This is a genomic window from Streptomyces sp. M-16 (assembly GCF_052114405.1).
Classification (GTDB): Bacteria; Actinomycetota; Actinomycetes; order Streptomycetales; family Streptomycetaceae; genus Streptomyces.
Map to the genome: position 1 here is coordinate 101,689 of NZ_JBFRER010000010.1, position 13,880 is coordinate 115,568.

Here is a 13,880-nt window from a genome sequence, read left to right on the forward strand (position 1 = left end):
CCCCTCGTAAAACCCTCAGCTTCGAGAAGAGAATGCCGATGACCGAGCAGGCCACCGGGGCCCACCATCCGCAGCCGCGGCCCCGTACGGGTGGACACCAGCCCACCGCAGTTGAGCACGTCACGGGCGCCCAGTCCCTCATCCGCTCTCTCGAAGAGGTGGGGTGCGACACCGTCTTCGGCATCCCGGGGGGCGCCATCCTCCCCGCGTACGACCCGATGATGGACAGCAAGAAGGTCCGTCACATCCTGGTCCGCCACGAGCAGGGCGCCGGGCACGCCGCCACCGGCTACGCGCAGGCCACCGGCAAGGTCGGCGTCTGCATGGCCACCTCGGGCCCGGGTGCCACCAACCTGGTCACCCCGATCGCCGACGCGCACATGGACTCCGTCCCGCTCGTCGCCATCACCGGCCAGGTCTCCTCCAAGGCGATCGGCACGGACGCCTTCCAGGAGGCGGACATCGTCGGCATCACGATGCCGATCACCAAGCACAACTTCCTGGTCACCAAGGCCGAGGACATCCCGCGGACGATCGCCGAGGCGTTCCACATCGCCGCCAGCGGCCGTCCGGGCCCGGTCCTGGTGGACATCGCCAAGGACGCCCTCCAGGCGAAGACCACCTTCTCCTGGCCGCCGTCCATGGACCTGCCCGGCTACCGGCCGGTCACCAAGCCGCACGCCAAGCAGATCCGCGAGGCCGCCAAGCTCATCTGTCAGGCCAAGCGCCCGGTCCTGTACGTCGGCGGCGGCGTCATGAAGTCCGGCGCCACGGCCGAACTGAAGGTCCTCGCCGAGCTGACCGGGGTCCCGGTCTGCACCACCCTGATGGCGCTCGGCTCCTTCCCCGACAGCCACCCGCTGCACGTCGGCATGCCAGGCATGCACGGCAGCGTCACCGGCGTCACCGCGCTCCAGAAGTCGGACCTGCTGATCGCGCTCGGCACCCGCTTCGACGACCGCGTCACCGGCAAGCTGGACAGCTTCGCGCCGTTCGCCAAGGTCATCCACGCGGACATCGACCCCGCGGAGATCGGCAAGAACCGCGAGGTCGACGTCCCGATCGTCGGCGACGCCCGCGAGGTCATCGCCGACCTGATCCAGGCCGTCCAGGCCGAGCACACCGAGGGCAACGCGGGCGACTACACCGCCTGGTGGAAGGACCTCAACCGCTGGCGGGACACCTACCCGCTGGGCTACGACCTGCCCGAGGACGGCATGCTGTCCCCCCAGCAGGTCATCGAGCGGATCGGCGCGCTCGCGCCGAAGAGCACGATCTTCGCGGCGGGCGTCGGCCAGCACCAGATGTGGGCCTCGCACTTCGTCAAGTACGAGGAGCCGCGCACCTGGCTGAACTCCGGCGGCGCCGGAACCATGGGCTACGCGGTCCCGGCCGCGATGGGCGCGAAGGTCGGCATGCCGGAGCGCACCGTCTGGGCGATCGACGGCGACGGCTGCTTCCAGATGACCAATCAGGAACTGGTCACCTGCGCGCTGAACAACATCCCGATCAAGGTCGCGATCATCAACAACGGTGCGCTGGGCATGGTCCGCCAGTGGCAGACCCTGTTCTACAACCAGCGGTACTCCAACACCGTGCTGCACGCGGACGAGACCGGCCACGACACCGTCGGCTCCCAGCTCGGCGAGTCCATCGCACCCCGCAAGGGCACCCGCGTCCCGGACTTCGTCAAGCTGTCCGAGGCCATGGGCTGCGTCGCCCTGCGCTGCGAGGACCCGGCGGACCTGGACAAGGTCATCGCCGAGGCCAACGCGATCAACGACCGTACGGTCGTGATCGACTTCATCGTCCACGAGGACGCCATGGTGTGGCCGATGGTCGCCGCCGGCACCTCCAACGACGAGGTCATGGCAGCCCGGGGCGTCCGCCCCGACTTCGGCGACAACGAAGACGACTGAGCCGAGAGAGCCTGAGAGAGAGAACGCCTCACATGTCCAAGCACACGCTCTCCGTCCTGGTCGAGAACACGCCCGGCATCCTCGCCCGGATCGCCGCGCTGTTCTCCCGCCGCGGGTTCAACATCGACTCCCTCGCGGTCGGCGTCACCGAGCACCCCGACATCTCCCGCATCACCATCGTCGTGAACGTGGAGGACCTCCCGCTGGAGCAGGTGACCAAGCAGCTCAACAAGCTGGTCAACGTGCTCAAGATCGTCGAGCTGGAGCCGCACAACGCCATCGAGCGCGAACTCGTCCTGGTGAAGGTCCGCGCCGACAACGAGACGCGCTCGCAGATCGTCGAGATCGTCCAGCTGTTCCGCGCCAAGACGGTCGACGTCTCCCCGGAGGCCGTCACCATCGAGGCCACCGGCGGCACCGACAAGCTGGGCGCCATGCTCAAGATGCTGGAGCCCTTCGGCATCAAGGAGCTCGTGCAGTCCGGCACCATCGCCATAGGGCGTGGCGGCCGGTCCATCACGGACCGCAGCCTGCGCTCGATCGACCGCAGTGCCTGACCGCAGCGCCTGACGTCAGAGCCCGGCCGCGGCCGCCCGCCGGCCGCGGCGCTCCGGGGCGCGAATGCCCCGGTTCGAATGGCGAGACCGACAAACTCAGATTCCGTTCCCCGCCGTACGGTGGGAGCAACACCAGCGCACCAAGGAGATATCCCAGTGGCCGAGCTGTTCTACGAGAACGACGCCGACCTGTCCATCATCCAGGGCCGCAAGGTCGCGGTCATCGGTTACGGCAGCCAGGGCCACGCCCACGCGCTGTCGCTCCGTGACTCCGGCGTCGACGTCGTCGTCGGCCTCAAGGAGGGCTCGAAGTCCAAGGCCAAGGCCGAGGAGCAGGGTCTGAAGGTCGTCTCCGTGTCGGAGGCCGCCGAGTGGGCGAACGTCATCATGATCCTGACCCCGGACCCGCTCCAGGCCGAGATCTACGAGGAGTCCATCAAGGACCACCTCAAGGAGGGCGACGCGCTCTTCTTCGGCCACGGCTTCAACGTCCGGTACGGCTTCATCAAGCCCCCCGCCAACGTCGACGTCGCCCTGGTCGCCCCGAAGGGCCCGGGCCACCTGGTCCGCCGTCAGTACGAGGAGGGCCGCGGCGTTCCGTGCATCGCCGCCGTCGAGCAGGACGCCACCGGCAAGGCCTTCGACCTGGCGCTGTCCTACGCGGCCGGCATCGGCGGCACCCGCGCCGGCGTCATCAAGACGACCTTCACCGAGGAGACCGAGACCGACCTGTTCGGTGAGCAGGCCGTCCTCTGCGGTGGCGCCTCCGCTCTGGTCAAGGCCGGTTTCGAGGTCCTGACCGAGGCCGGCTACCAGCCGGAGATCGCGTACTTCGAGTGCCTGCACGAGCTGAAGCTCATCGTGGACCTCATGTACGAGGGCGGCCTGGAGAAGATGCGCTGGTCGGTCTCCGAGACCGCCGAGTGGGGCGACTACATCACCGGCCCGCGCGTCATCACCGACGCCACCAAGGCCGAGATGAAGAAGGTCCTGGCCGAGATCCAGAGCGGCGAGTTCGCCAACACCTGGATGGCCGAGTACAAGGCGGGTCTGCCCAAGTACAACGAGTACAAGAAGGCCGACGAGGCCCACCTGCTGGAGACCACCGGCAAGAAGCTGCGCAAGCTGATGAGCTGGGTCGACAGCGACGAGAGCTGATCTCGTGCGCGGCGGGGCCGGGACGTGTCGTTCCGGCCCCGCCGCGCACCGCCCCCACCGGTGGAGATGGCCGGAATGTAGGCCTCGTGTAGCGCGGATTGTCCACCCCGGCCAATCTCGGACGGGTGATCCTTCCGTACAGGCGGAATTCCGGTTCGGATCCGCTACTACACTGCACAACACAACGCGTCAGGCCCACAGTGTCGTGCGTCTTCCACGCGGCTACCCCCTCCACCGCCTGCGGCCGTCGGGACGGCCGTCCGCACTGGACTTGTGAGGACCCACGTGAGCTCGAAACCTGTCGTACTCATCGCCGAAGAGCTGTCGCCCGCCACGGTGGACGCGCTCGGTCCGGACTTCGAGATCCGGCACGTCAACGGCGCCGACCGCGCCGAGCTGCTCCCCGCGATCGTCGACGTCGACGCGATCCTCGTCCGCTCCGCCACCAAGGTGGACGCCGAGGCGATCGCCGCCGCCAAGAAGCTGAAGGTCGTCGCGCGCGCCGGTGTCGGTCTCGACAACGTCGACGTCTCCGCCGCCACCAAGGCCGGCGTGATGGTCGTGAACGCCCCGACCTCCAACATCGTCACCGCCGCCGAGCTCGCCTGCGGCCTGCTCGTCGCCACCGCCCGCCACATCCCGCAGGCCAACACCGCCCTGAAGAACGGTGAGTGGAAGCGGAACAAGTACACGGGCGTCGAGCTCAGCGAGAAGACCCTCGGCGTCGTCGGCCTCGGCCGCATCGGCGTCCTGGTCGCCCAGCGCATGTCGGCCTTCGGCATGAAGATCGTGGCCTACGACCCCTACGTGCAGCCCGCGCGCGCCGCCCAGATGGGCGTCAAGATGCTGACGCTGGACGAGCTGCTGGAGGTCGCCGACTTCATCACCGTGCACCTGCCCAAGACCCCCGAGACCCTCGGTCTCATCGGGGACGAGGCCCTGCACAAGGTGAAGCCTTCCGTCCGCATCGTCAACGCCGCCCGCGGCGGGATCGTGGACGAGGCCGCGCTGTACTCGGCCATCAAGGAGGGCCGCGTCGCCGGCGCCGGTCTCGACGTGTACGCGAAGGAGCCCTGCACGGACTCCCCGCTCTTCGAGCTCGACCAGGTCGTCTGCACCCCGCACCTCGGCGCGTCCACGGACGAGGCCCAGGAGAAGGCCGGCATCTCGGTCGCCACGTCGGTGCGCCTCGCGCTCGCCGGTGAGCTCGTGCCGGACGCGGTCAACGTCCAGGGCGGCGTCATCGCCGAGGACGTCCGTCCCGGTCTGCCGCTCGCCGAGAAGCTCGGCCGCATCTTCACCGCCCTCGCGGGCGAGGTCGCGGTCCGCCTCGACGTCGAGGTCTGCGGCGAGATCACCCAGCACGACGTCAAGGTGCTCGAACTCTCCGCGCTCAAGGGTGTCTTCGAGGACGTCGTCGACGAGACGGTCTCCTACGTCAACGCCCCGCTGTTCGCGCAGGAGCGCGGCGTCGAGGTCCGCCTGACCACCAGTTCGGAGTCCCCGGACCACCGCAACGTGGTGACCGTGCGCGGCACCCTGTCGGACGGCCAGGAGGTCTCGGTCTCCGGCACCCTGGCCGGCCCCAAGCACCTCCAGAAGATCGTCGGCGTGGGCGAGTACGACGTGGACCTGGCCCTGGCCGACCACATGATCGTGCTGCGCTACACCGACCGCCCGGGTGTGGTCGGCAAGGTCGGGCAGCTGCTCGGCGAGGCCGGTCTGAACATCGCGGGCATGCAGGTCGCCCGCGCCGAGGAGGGTGGCGAGGCGCTCGTCGTCCTCACCGTCGACGCCGAGGTCCCGGTCGACGTCCTCGCGGCCATCTCCGCCGAGATCGGCGCCGCGTCGGCCCGCACGGTCAACCTCGGCTGACCGCCGCACCGCATCCGAAAGGGCCCGGGGTGTTCCCCGGGCCCTTTCGCGTCTCCTCCCGCCGCTACGGGGGCTCAGCCCATCGGCGCGGCGGCCGGGACGGCCCGCTCCGCCGCGGCCGGGGCGGCGGCCTTCCCGCTCCGGGCCAGGGCCAGGGCGCCGGCCGCCGCCACGAGGAGCAGGGCCGCACCGCCCCAGGCCGCGTACTGCATTCCGTGGACGAAGGCCTCACGGGCCAGGGCCAGCAGCTGTGCGCCGGCCGCTCCGCCGGTCTGCGCGGCGGTGGCCGCCGCGCCGCCCAGGGTCTCCCGGACGGCGGGCTCGGCGCCCGACAGGTCGGAGCGGTAGACGGCGGTGCCGAGGCTGCCGAGCAGCGCCATGCCGAGGGCGCCGCCGAACTCCTGGCCCGTCTCCAGCAGCGCGGCGGCCGACCCGGCCTTCTCGGCGGGGGCCGAGGCCAGTGCCATGTCGGAGACCAGCGACATCACCACCACGATGCCGGAGGCCAGCACCCCGGCGCCGGCCAGCAGCAGCCACAGGGAGTCGGTGCCCACCAGGGAGATCAGGCCGAACCCGGCGGCGGCCAGGACGAAGCCGCCGGCGATGACGCGGGCCCGGTCGGTCTTCTGGGCCAGGGCCGCTCCGACGGGGGCCGCGGCGCCGATGAAGAGGGAGGGCGCGAGGCTCCACAGGGCCGCCTCCAGGGTGCCCATGCCGAGCACCGACTGCAGGTACTGGGTGGTGAAGTAGGCCGAGCCCATCATGGCGAACGCGGCCACGGTGTTGAGGCCGATGCCCGCCCCGAAGCCGCGCCCCCGGAACAGCGCCCGGGAGACCATCGCGTCCTCGTTGCGGCGCTGGCGGCGGACGAAGGCGTAACCGAACGCCAGGCCGACGAGCAGGCAGCCGACGGAGAGGGGCTCGAAGCCCTCGGCGGCGATCTCCTTGAGCCCGTAGACCACCGGCAGGACGGCGGCCGTCGACAGCGGGATGCTCAGCAGGTCGAAGCGTCCGGGCGCCGGGTCCTTGAACTCCGGGACCAGCACCGGGACCAGGACCAGCAGGAGCAGCATCGCGGGCACGTTGATCAGGAAGACCGAGCCCCACCAGAAGTGGTTCAGCATCACGCCGCTGAGCACCGAGCCCAGGGCGATGCCGCCCGTCATGGCCCCGGACCAGATGGCGATGGCCTTGCCGCGCTGCTTGTCGTCGCGGAAGAGGTTGCGCACGAGGGCCAGGGTGGAGGGCATCAGGGTCGCGCCGCCGACGCCGAGGAGCACGCGGGCCGCGATCAGCATCCCGGCGCTGGTGGCGTAGGCGGCGGCGACGGAGGCGAGGCCGAAGGCGCCGGCTCCCATCAGCAGCAGCTTGCGGCGGCCGATCCGGTCGCCGAGCGAGCCCATCGTGATCAGCAGGCCGGCGAGGGCGAAGGCGTAGCTGTCGAAGATCCACAGCTGCTGGGTGGCGCTCGGGTCGAGCTCCCGGGTGATGGCCGGGATGGCGAAGTAGAGGACGGAGGTGTCCATCGAGACCAGGAGCAGGGGCAGCAACAGGACCGTGAACGCGGTCCATTCGCGGCGGCCGGCGAGGCGCGCCGTAGCGGCGGGGTTCGTCATGAGAAGGAATGTACATCCGTCATAAACGCTTGTCTATGACGGATGTATGGAACTTATGTCTGGGACGGTTGTCTTGCTACCGTGATGCCATGGGACATCGCGAAGATCTGCTCGAAGGCGCGAAGAAGTGCCTGGCCGAGAAGGGGTTCGTGCGGACGACGGCGCGCGACATCGTCAACGCCTCGGGCACCAACCTGGCGTCCATCGGCTACCACTACGGCTCCAAGGACGCCCTGCTCACCCAGGCCTTCATCGCCCTGATGGAGGAATGGGGCGAGGGCTTCGGGGGTGCACTGGGCGGTGCGGACGGCTCGATGGAGCGCCTGCACGGCCTGTGGGAGGGGGTCGTGGACCGGCAGGAGGAGGCCGCGCCCGTCTGGGCGGCCAGCCTGGAGATCGCGCTGAGCCGTGGTCAGCACGCCGAACTGCGGGCCATGCTCGGCGCCTCGCAGCGGGAGGGGCGCAGGGGCCTGATCTCGATGCTGACCGGGATCCCGGAGGACGAGGTGACCGACCGCGACGAGCGCACCCGCGGCGCCGTCTACCAGGCGCTGCTCAACGGCCTGATGATCCAGTGGCTGTTCGACCCGGCGAGCGCCGCCACGGCGGAGGAGTTCACCGAGGGGCTGCGGCGGGTGGCCGAGGGGCTCACGGTCCCGGCGGAGGGCGGCGAGGGCTGAGCGCGGGCTGAGCGGCGCCCGCCGCCGCACCGCCGGCCGGCTCCTCCCTGCGCGGCGGCCCGGCGGGGAGGGGCCGGCCGGGCCCGCACCCCGCTTCCGCTGTTTCCGACGTTTCCGCCGGTCAGCCGTGCAACCGGGAGGCCTTGAGGGCCATGTGGAGCAACAGGCGGTCCTCGCCCTCGTCCAGGTCGAGTCCCGTCAGCTGCTCCACCCGGCCCAGCCGGTAGTACAGGGTCTGGCGGTGGATGCCCAACGCGGCCGCCGCACGGCCCGCCTGGCCCGCGCAGTCGAGGAACACCTCGGCGGTACGGGCCAGTTCCCGGTGGGCCGGGCCGAGCAGGGCCCGGGTCGCCGGGTCGTCCGCCGGGCCCGCCGCCAGGGCGGCCAGCATCCGGTACGGGCCGATCTCCGACCACTGCGCCACCGGCCCCAGCAGGGGCCGGGCGGCGGCCGTCCGGGCCGCGGCGGTGGCCTGCGCCCAGGCGGCGGGCAGCTCCGCGAGCGTCCGGACCGGGTCGGACAGGCCCGCGGCGGGGCCCGGCGCGCCGTCCGACGCGGCCCCGGAGCCCGTGGGCCCGGGGCGGGGCAGCAGCCGTCCCACCGCGGTCAGGGCCGGGGCCAGCGCGTCCGTCGAGCGCAGCCGGAGCAGGACGGCGAGCGCCCCGCCCCCGGAGCCTGCGGGCCCCCCGCCGGACGCACCCGCCACGCCGTTCGCGCCGGCGGCGTCACCCGGTAYGACGCACACCGCCGCCGCCCCCGGCACCGACGCGGGAGCCTCCCCGGCCCACGGCGCCACGCACACGGCGGCGTGCAGTCCCTCGGCCCCGGGCCCCAGGGCCACCCGCAGCGCGGCCACCGCCATGTCCTGCTGCCAGCCCCGCCCGCCGGTGAGGACCGCGAGGAACTCCCGGGACAGGTCGGCTCCCGCCTTGGCCTCCTCTGCGAGCAGCACCCCGATCCGGTCGGCCACCTCCATCGCGGCGGCCAGTGCCCCGGCCGCGGGGCCCGGCTCCTGGTCGAGGAGCCACACGTAGCCCTGCACGATGCCCCGGTAGCGGACCGGCAGGCAGATCCGCCCACGGAAGACCCCCGCGTCCGGGGCTGCCGGGATGCGGACGGGGCCGGTCGCGCGGGTGATCCCGTAGGCCTCGAACCAGGACCGGACGGCCGCCGTGGACTGCCGGGTCAGGATCGAGCGGGTGCGGACGGGATCCATGACGAGGTCGTCGTCGCTGTCGTGGGCGCCGAAGGCGATGAGGCGGAAGTCCCGGTTCTCCAGGGTGGCCGGGGCGCCGAGCAGCGCCGAGATCTCGTCGACCAGGTCCTGGTAATCGCCCTTCACGCGCCCATTCTCCCATCTCGCACACGGCTCTTCAGACAGATGTATGACATCCGGACCACGGATGCGTGACAGCTGTCGATGGCAGAGGATCGTGGACATCCTTAGGTTTCACGGTGGTTTTACTCGCGTTTTCCCTACGGTCGCGGCCCACCCCGCACGGCGGCCGTCGTCCGCTTCTGCCACCCGTTGGAGGTGCCCCGTGCTGGGTCCCGTGATCCTCGCCGCTTCGCGCAGCGACAAGATGCGTCGAATCGTCTCCGCCGCCCCCGTGACCAAGCCCGTGGTGAACCGCTTCATCCCGGGTGAGACGGTCGACCAGGTCATCCCGATCGTCGAGGACCTCACGCAGCGCGGCCTGGAGATCACCCTCGATGTCGTCGGCGAGGACATCACCGCCGTGGAGCAGTCCCACGCGGCCCGCGACGCCTACCTGGAGCTCATCGAGCGCCTCGGCGCGCTGGGCCTGGGCGAGACGGTCGAGATGTCCGTCAAGCTGTCCATGTTCGGCCAGGCGCTGGAGGGCGGCCACGAGCTGGCCCTCGCCAACGTCCGCCCGGTCGTCGAGGCCGCCGCGGCCATCGGCACCACCGTGACCCTGGACGCCGAGGACCACACCACCCTCGACTCGATGTTCGCCATCCACGAGGAGCTGCGCCGGGACTTCCCGCGGACCGGCTGCGTGATCCAGGCCTACCTCTTCCGCACCGAGGCCGACGCCCGCCGCCTGGCCGCCGCCGGCAGCCGCGTCCGCATCGTGAAGGGCGCCTACAAGGAGCCAGCCGAGGTCGCGTACCAGGACAAGGCCGAGATCGACAAGGCGTACGTCCGGATCATGAAGATCCTGATGGAGGGCGACGGCTACCCGATGATCGGGTCCCACGACCCGCGTCTCATCGCCATCGGCCAGGAGCTGGCCCGCCAGGCAGGGCGCAAGCTGGACGAGTACGAGTTCCAGATGCTGTACGGCATCCGCAGCGAGGAGCACCTGCGGCTGGCCGCCGAGGGCCACCGGATGCGCGTCTACACGGCCTACGGCACCGACTGGTACGGCTACTTCATGCGCCGCCTCGCGGAGAAGCCGGCCAACCTGCTGTTCTTCCTCCGCTCGATGATCACCAAGAACTAGGCACCCCACTAGCTCAAGGAGTTACCAGCCCCATGGATGCTGTGACCCAGGTCCCCGCGCCGGTCAACGAGCCGGTCCACTCGTACGCCCCCGGCAGCCCGGAGCGTACGCGCCTCGAATTCCAGCTCAAGCAGCTGTCCGAGAACCCGATCGACCTCCCCATGACGATCGACGGCGTCAAGCGGATGGGCGGCGGCGAGCGCTTCGACGTCGTCCAGCCCCACGACCACAAGTCCGTCATCGGCACCTACGCCAACGCCACCGAGGCCGACGCCCAGGAGGCCGTCGACGCCGCCCTGGCCGCCGCCCCGGCCTGGCGCGCGATGTCCTTCGACGACCGCGCCGCGATCATCCTGCGCGCCGCCGAGCTGCTCGCCGGCCCGTGGCGCGAGAAGCTGGCCGCCTCCACCATGCTGGGCCAGTCCAAGACGGCGCAGCAGGCCGAGATCGACACCCCGTGCGAGCTCGTCGACTTCTGGCGCTTCAACGTCCACTTCGCCCGGCAGATCCTCGCCGAGCAGCCCGCCGCGAACAGCGCCGGCGTGTGGAACCGCAGCGACCACCGCCCGCTCGAAGGCTTCGTCTACGCGATCACGCCGTTCAACTTCACGGCCATCGCCGGCAACCTGCCGACCGCCCCGGCCCTGATGGGCAACGTGGTCGTCTGGAAGCCGTCCCCGACGCAGACCCACTCCGCGGTCCTCCTCATGGAGCTCCTGGAGGCGGCCGGCCTGCCCAAGGGCGTCATCAACCTGGTGACCGGCGACGGCATCGCCGTCTCCGAGGTGGCCCTGAACCACCCGGAGCTGGCCGGCATCCACTTCACCGGCTCGACCAAGACCTTCCAGTACCTGTGGAAGACGGTCGGCAACAACATCGAGAAGTACCGCTCCTACCCGCGCCTGGTCGGCGAGACCGGCGGCAAGGACTTCGTCGTCGCGCACCCGTCCGCGGACCGCGCGATCCTGAAGACCGCCCTGACCCGCGGCTCCTTCGAGTTCCAGGGCCAGAAGTGCTCCGCCTCCTCGCGCGCCTACGTTCCGGCCTCCATCTGGAACGACGGCTTCAAGGAGCAGTTCGCCGCCGAGGTCGACGGCATCACCATGGGTGACGTCCGCGACCTGACCAACTTCATCGGCGCGGTCATCGACGAGCGCTCCTTCGCGAAGAACAAGGCCGCGATCGACCGTGCGAAGGCCGACCCGACCTGCACGATCGTCGCCGGTGGCACGTACGACGACGCCGAGGGCTACTTCGTCCGCCCGACCGTCATCGAGTGCACCGACCCGGAGAACGAGGTCTTCACGACCGAGTACTTCGGCCCGATCCTCGCGATCCACGTCTACGAGGACGACAAGTACGACGAGATGCTCGCCCAGATGGAGAACGTCTCGGCGTACGCCCTGACCGGCGCCGTCATCGCGCAGGACCGCTATGCGGCCGCCGACACGATGGAGAAGCTCCGCTTCGCGGCGGGCAACTTCTACATCAACGACAAGTCGACCGGCGCCGTCGTCGGCCAGCAGCCCTTCGGCGGCGGCCGTGCCTCGGGCACCAACGACAAGGCGGGCGCGGCCTCGAACCTGCTGCGCTGGACCTCGACCCGCTCCATCAAGGAGACCCTGGTCCCGCCGACCGAGTACGGCTACCCCCACATGGGCTGACCCGCCCCTCGCTGAACCCCGCCCCCGCTCCGGTACCCCCAAGTCCGGAGCGGGGGCGGTCTCCATTTCCGGTCCGGAGCGGGTGGCGCGCGACGCGCTCAGACCTCCACCAGTACCTGGTCCAGGGACTTGCGGATCAGGTCCGGGACCTCGCAGTCCTGCGCCGGGTAGCCCACCGGGATGACCGCGAAGGCCTTCTCGTTCTCCGGGCGGTTCAGGACGTGGCTCAGGAAGCGCATCGGGCTCGGGGTGTGGATGAGGGCCGCCAGGCCCGAGAGGTGGAGGGCCGAGAGGAGCATGCCGACGGCGATGCCGACCGACTCGTCGACGTAGTAGTGCTTGCGCTTCGTGCCGTCGGGGCCGAGCCAGTACCGCTGCTGGAAGACCACGATCAGCGCCGGCGCGTCCGTGAGGTGGGTCTTCACCGCGTCGGTGCCGATGGGGCGCAGCGCCGCGAGCCATTCGTCGCCGAGCCTGCCGTCGTAGGAGATCTCCTCCTCCTGCTCGGCCGCGGCGCGGATCTGGCGGCGCACCGCCGGGTCCTTGACCAGGACGAAGGTCCACGGCTGCTGGTGCGCCCCGGAGGGAGCGGTGGCCGCGCAGGCGACGGCGTCGCGGACGACCCGGTCGGGGACCGGGTCCGGGGAGAAGTGGCGTACGGTGCGCCGCTCGTCCATCCGGGCCCGCAGCTCCGCCGCGCGCGCGAGGGATTCCTCGCTCGGCATGCGCGCGGGACGGTAGGCGACGGGCCGGTAGGGCTGGCCATGGGTCGGGGTCCACTGCTGGGTACGGGGCGACATGCGCAGATCTTCACGCGGGGGAACCCCTGAGGCCAGAGTCGCGTCCTTGCCGACTGTCCGATGTGTACTGACAGGGGGGCTATGACCGTGACGAACGTCGGTCGATTCGTGGACTGGGAAGGCTGCTTCAACGCCCGCGACCTCGGCGGCCTCGGGGCCCTGCCGTCCGGGGTCCTGGTACGGGCGGACAGCCTCGACGGGCTCACCGCACGGGGCTGGACCACCCTGGCCGCGCACGGCGTGCGGACCGTCATCGACCTGCGCAACCACGACGAGCGGGGCGTGGACCACGCACCCCGCCCGGCCGGGATCAACACGTCGGTGATCCCGCTCGACGGCATCGAGCACCGGGACTTCTGGGACGTGTGGTGGGGCACCGCGGGTTTCGCGACCCCCGCGTATTTCCGGCCTTTCCTGGACCGTTTCCCCGACCGGGTCGCCACCGTCGCGCGCGCCGTCGCCGACGCCCCGCCGGGCGCGGTGGTCTTCCACTGCGGGCTGGGCCGCGACCGCACCGGGATCGTCGCGCTCGTCCTGCTGCGGCTCGCGGGCGCGAGCGCCGAGGAGATCGCCGACGACCACGCGCTGAGCGAGCCGCGCGTCCGCGCCCGGTACGCGGCCGAGGGCCGGCCCTACGACGCCGCCGGGATCGAGGAGTACCTCACCGGACTCGGCACCACCGTCCAAGCCCTCGCCCGCGACGCCGCACGCCGGCTCGACGCGGAGGCCTACCTGCGCGCGGCGGGGCTGACCGGGGCCGAGCTGGGGCGGCTCCGCGACAGGCTCCGGGGGCGTTGATACCGTCCCCGGATGGAGATCTGGGACGCGCACGCCGTACGGGAGCGGCTGCGGGAGAAGGCCGCCCGGGACCCGGGGTACGCCCGGTACGGGGCGCAGACGCACCGGTACGCGCTGGCAGCCCCGCTCGCCCCGGCGGCGGTCGACGGCTTCGAGGAGCGGCACGGGATCCGGTTGCCGTCGCCGTACCGGGCCTTCGTGACGGCGGTGGGCGACGGCCCGGCGGGGCCCGGCCACGGGCTGCTGCCGCTGGTCACCCCGCGCCCGGAGGCGGCGGCCGGGGAGGAGTGGGCGGTGGACGGGGAATGGGAGGACGACCGGCGGCCGGGCCGCGCGGCGGCGCCC

11 protein-coding genes and 1 pseudogene are annotated in these 13,880 nt (G+C 71.2%); 9 read left to right on the plus strand and 3 right to left on the minus strand.

Going from position 1 to position 13,880, the window contains the following annotated elements:
• Positions 1-32 precede the first annotated feature (32 nt).
• The 4 genes from AB4039_RS07750 to serA all read left to right on the plus strand — a co-directional run bounded on the left by AB4039_RS07750 (position 33) and on the right by serA (position 5,509).
• Positions 33-1,919, plus strand: a complete 1,887-nt coding sequence (locus AB4039_RS07750) for an acetolactate synthase large subunit (protein WP_266842482.1) — start codon at positions 33-35, stop codon at positions 1,917-1,919.
• Between the two features lie 32 nt (positions 1,920-1,951).
• Positions 1,952-2,476 carry an acetolactate synthase small subunit gene (ilvN, locus tag AB4039_RS07755; protein WP_266842484.1) on the plus strand — a complete coding sequence of 175 codons (525 nt, stop codon included), beginning with the start codon at positions 1,952-1,954 and terminating at the stop codon, positions 2,474-2,476.
• A gap of 156 nt (positions 2,477-2,632) precedes the next feature.
• On the plus strand, positions 2,633-3,634 hold the full coding sequence (gene ilvC, locus AB4039_RS07760) for a ketol-acid reductoisomerase (RefSeq protein WP_266842486.1): 1,002 nt from the start codon (positions 2,633-2,635) through the stop codon (positions 3,632-3,634).
• A gap of 285 nt (positions 3,635-3,919) precedes the next feature.
• Positions 3,920-5,509 (plus strand): phosphoglycerate dehydrogenase, encoded by a 1,590-nt coding sequence (gene serA / locus AB4039_RS07765; RefSeq protein WP_266842488.1) that lies wholly within the window; start codon positions 3,920-3,922, stop codon positions 5,507-5,509.
• A 74-nt stretch (positions 5,510-5,583) separates the two neighbouring features.
• Here the strand turns inward: serA and AB4039_RS07770 are convergent, their stop codons facing one another.
• On the minus strand, positions 5,584-7,125 hold the full coding sequence (locus AB4039_RS07770) for an MFS transporter (protein ID WP_266842490.1): 1,542 nt from the start codon (positions 7,123-7,125) through the stop codon (positions 5,584-5,586).
• 89 nt (positions 7,126-7,214) lie between these two features.
• Between AB4039_RS07770 and AB4039_RS07775 the strand changes: the two genes are divergently transcribed.
• Positions 7,215-7,805, plus strand: a complete 591-nt coding sequence (locus tag AB4039_RS07775) for a TetR/AcrR family transcriptional regulator (protein ID WP_266842491.1) — start codon at positions 7,215-7,217, stop codon at positions 7,803-7,805.
• A gap of 121 nt (positions 7,806-7,926) precedes the next feature.
• On the opposite strand, the gene AB4039_RS07780 is transcribed toward AB4039_RS07775, so the two are convergent.
• Complete coding sequence (locus AB4039_RS07780) at positions 7,927-9,147, minus strand: PucR family transcriptional regulator (RefSeq protein ID WP_442270343.1); 1,221 nt, start codon at positions 9,145-9,147, stop codon at positions 7,927-7,929.
• 199 nt (positions 9,148-9,346) lie between these two features.
• Between AB4039_RS07780 and AB4039_RS07785 the strand changes: the two genes are divergently transcribed.
• On the plus strand, positions 9,347-10,273 hold the full coding sequence (locus tag AB4039_RS07785) for a proline dehydrogenase family protein (RefSeq protein WP_266842495.1): 927 nt from the start codon (positions 9,347-9,349) through the stop codon (positions 10,271-10,273).
• 32 nt (positions 10,274-10,305) lie between these two features.
• A complete protein-coding gene (gene pruA / locus AB4039_RS07790) occupies positions 10,306-11,937 on the plus strand; it encodes an L-glutamate gamma-semialdehyde dehydrogenase (protein WP_266842497.1) in 1,632 nt (543 codons plus the stop codon).
• A gap of 98 nt (positions 11,938-12,035) precedes the next feature.
• Here pruA and AB4039_RS07795 read toward each other — a convergent pair whose 3' ends face one another.
• Positions 12,036-12,737, minus strand: coding sequence for a nitroreductase family protein (locus AB4039_RS07795; RefSeq protein ID WP_266842499.1), 702 nt, complete (start codon positions 12,735-12,737; stop codon positions 12,036-12,038).
• 81 nt (positions 12,738-12,818) lie between these two features.
• Between AB4039_RS07795 and AB4039_RS07800 the strand changes: the two genes are divergently transcribed.
• Together AB4039_RS07800 and AB4039_RS07805 are read left to right on the plus strand one after the other, a co-directional pair.
• On the plus strand, positions 12,819-13,535 hold the full coding sequence (locus tag AB4039_RS07800; protein WP_442270344.1) for a tyrosine-protein phosphatase: 717 nt from the start codon (positions 12,819-12,821) through the stop codon (positions 13,533-13,535).
• Between the two features lie 12 nt (positions 13,536-13,547).
• Positions 13,548-13,880: pseudogene (locus tag AB4039_RS07805) on the plus strand (SMI1/KNR4 family protein); the annotation flags it as partial.

Excerpts from the sequence above, each read along its gene's own strand:
- AB4039_RS07750 (WP_266842482.1), top strand. The coding sequence starts at position 33 with ATGCCGATGACCGAGCAGGCCACCGGGGCCCACCATCCGCAGCCGCGG.
- ilvN (WP_266842484.1), top strand. The coding sequence starts at position 1,952 with ATGTCCAAGCACACGCTCTCCGTCCTGGTCGAGAACACGCCCGGCATC.
- AB4039_RS07770 (WP_266842490.1), bottom strand. The coding sequence starts at position 7,125 with ATGACGAACCCCGCCGCTACGGCGCGCCTCGCCGGCCGCCGCGAATGG.
- AB4039_RS07775 (WP_266842491.1), top strand. The coding sequence starts at position 7,215 with ATGGGACATCGCGAAGATCTGCTCGAAGGCGCGAAGAAGTGCCTGGCC.
- pruA (WP_266842497.1), top strand. The coding sequence starts at position 10,306 with ATGGATGCTGTGACCCAGGTCCCCGCGCCGGTCAACGAGCCGGTCCAC.
- AB4039_RS07795 (WP_266842499.1), bottom strand. The coding sequence starts at position 12,737 with ATGTCGCCCCGTACCCAGCAGTGGACCCCGACCCATGGCCAGCCCTAC.
- AB4039_RS07800 (WP_442270344.1), top strand. The coding sequence starts at position 12,819 with ATGACCGTGACGAACGTCGGTCGATTCGTGGACTGGGAAGGCTGCTTC.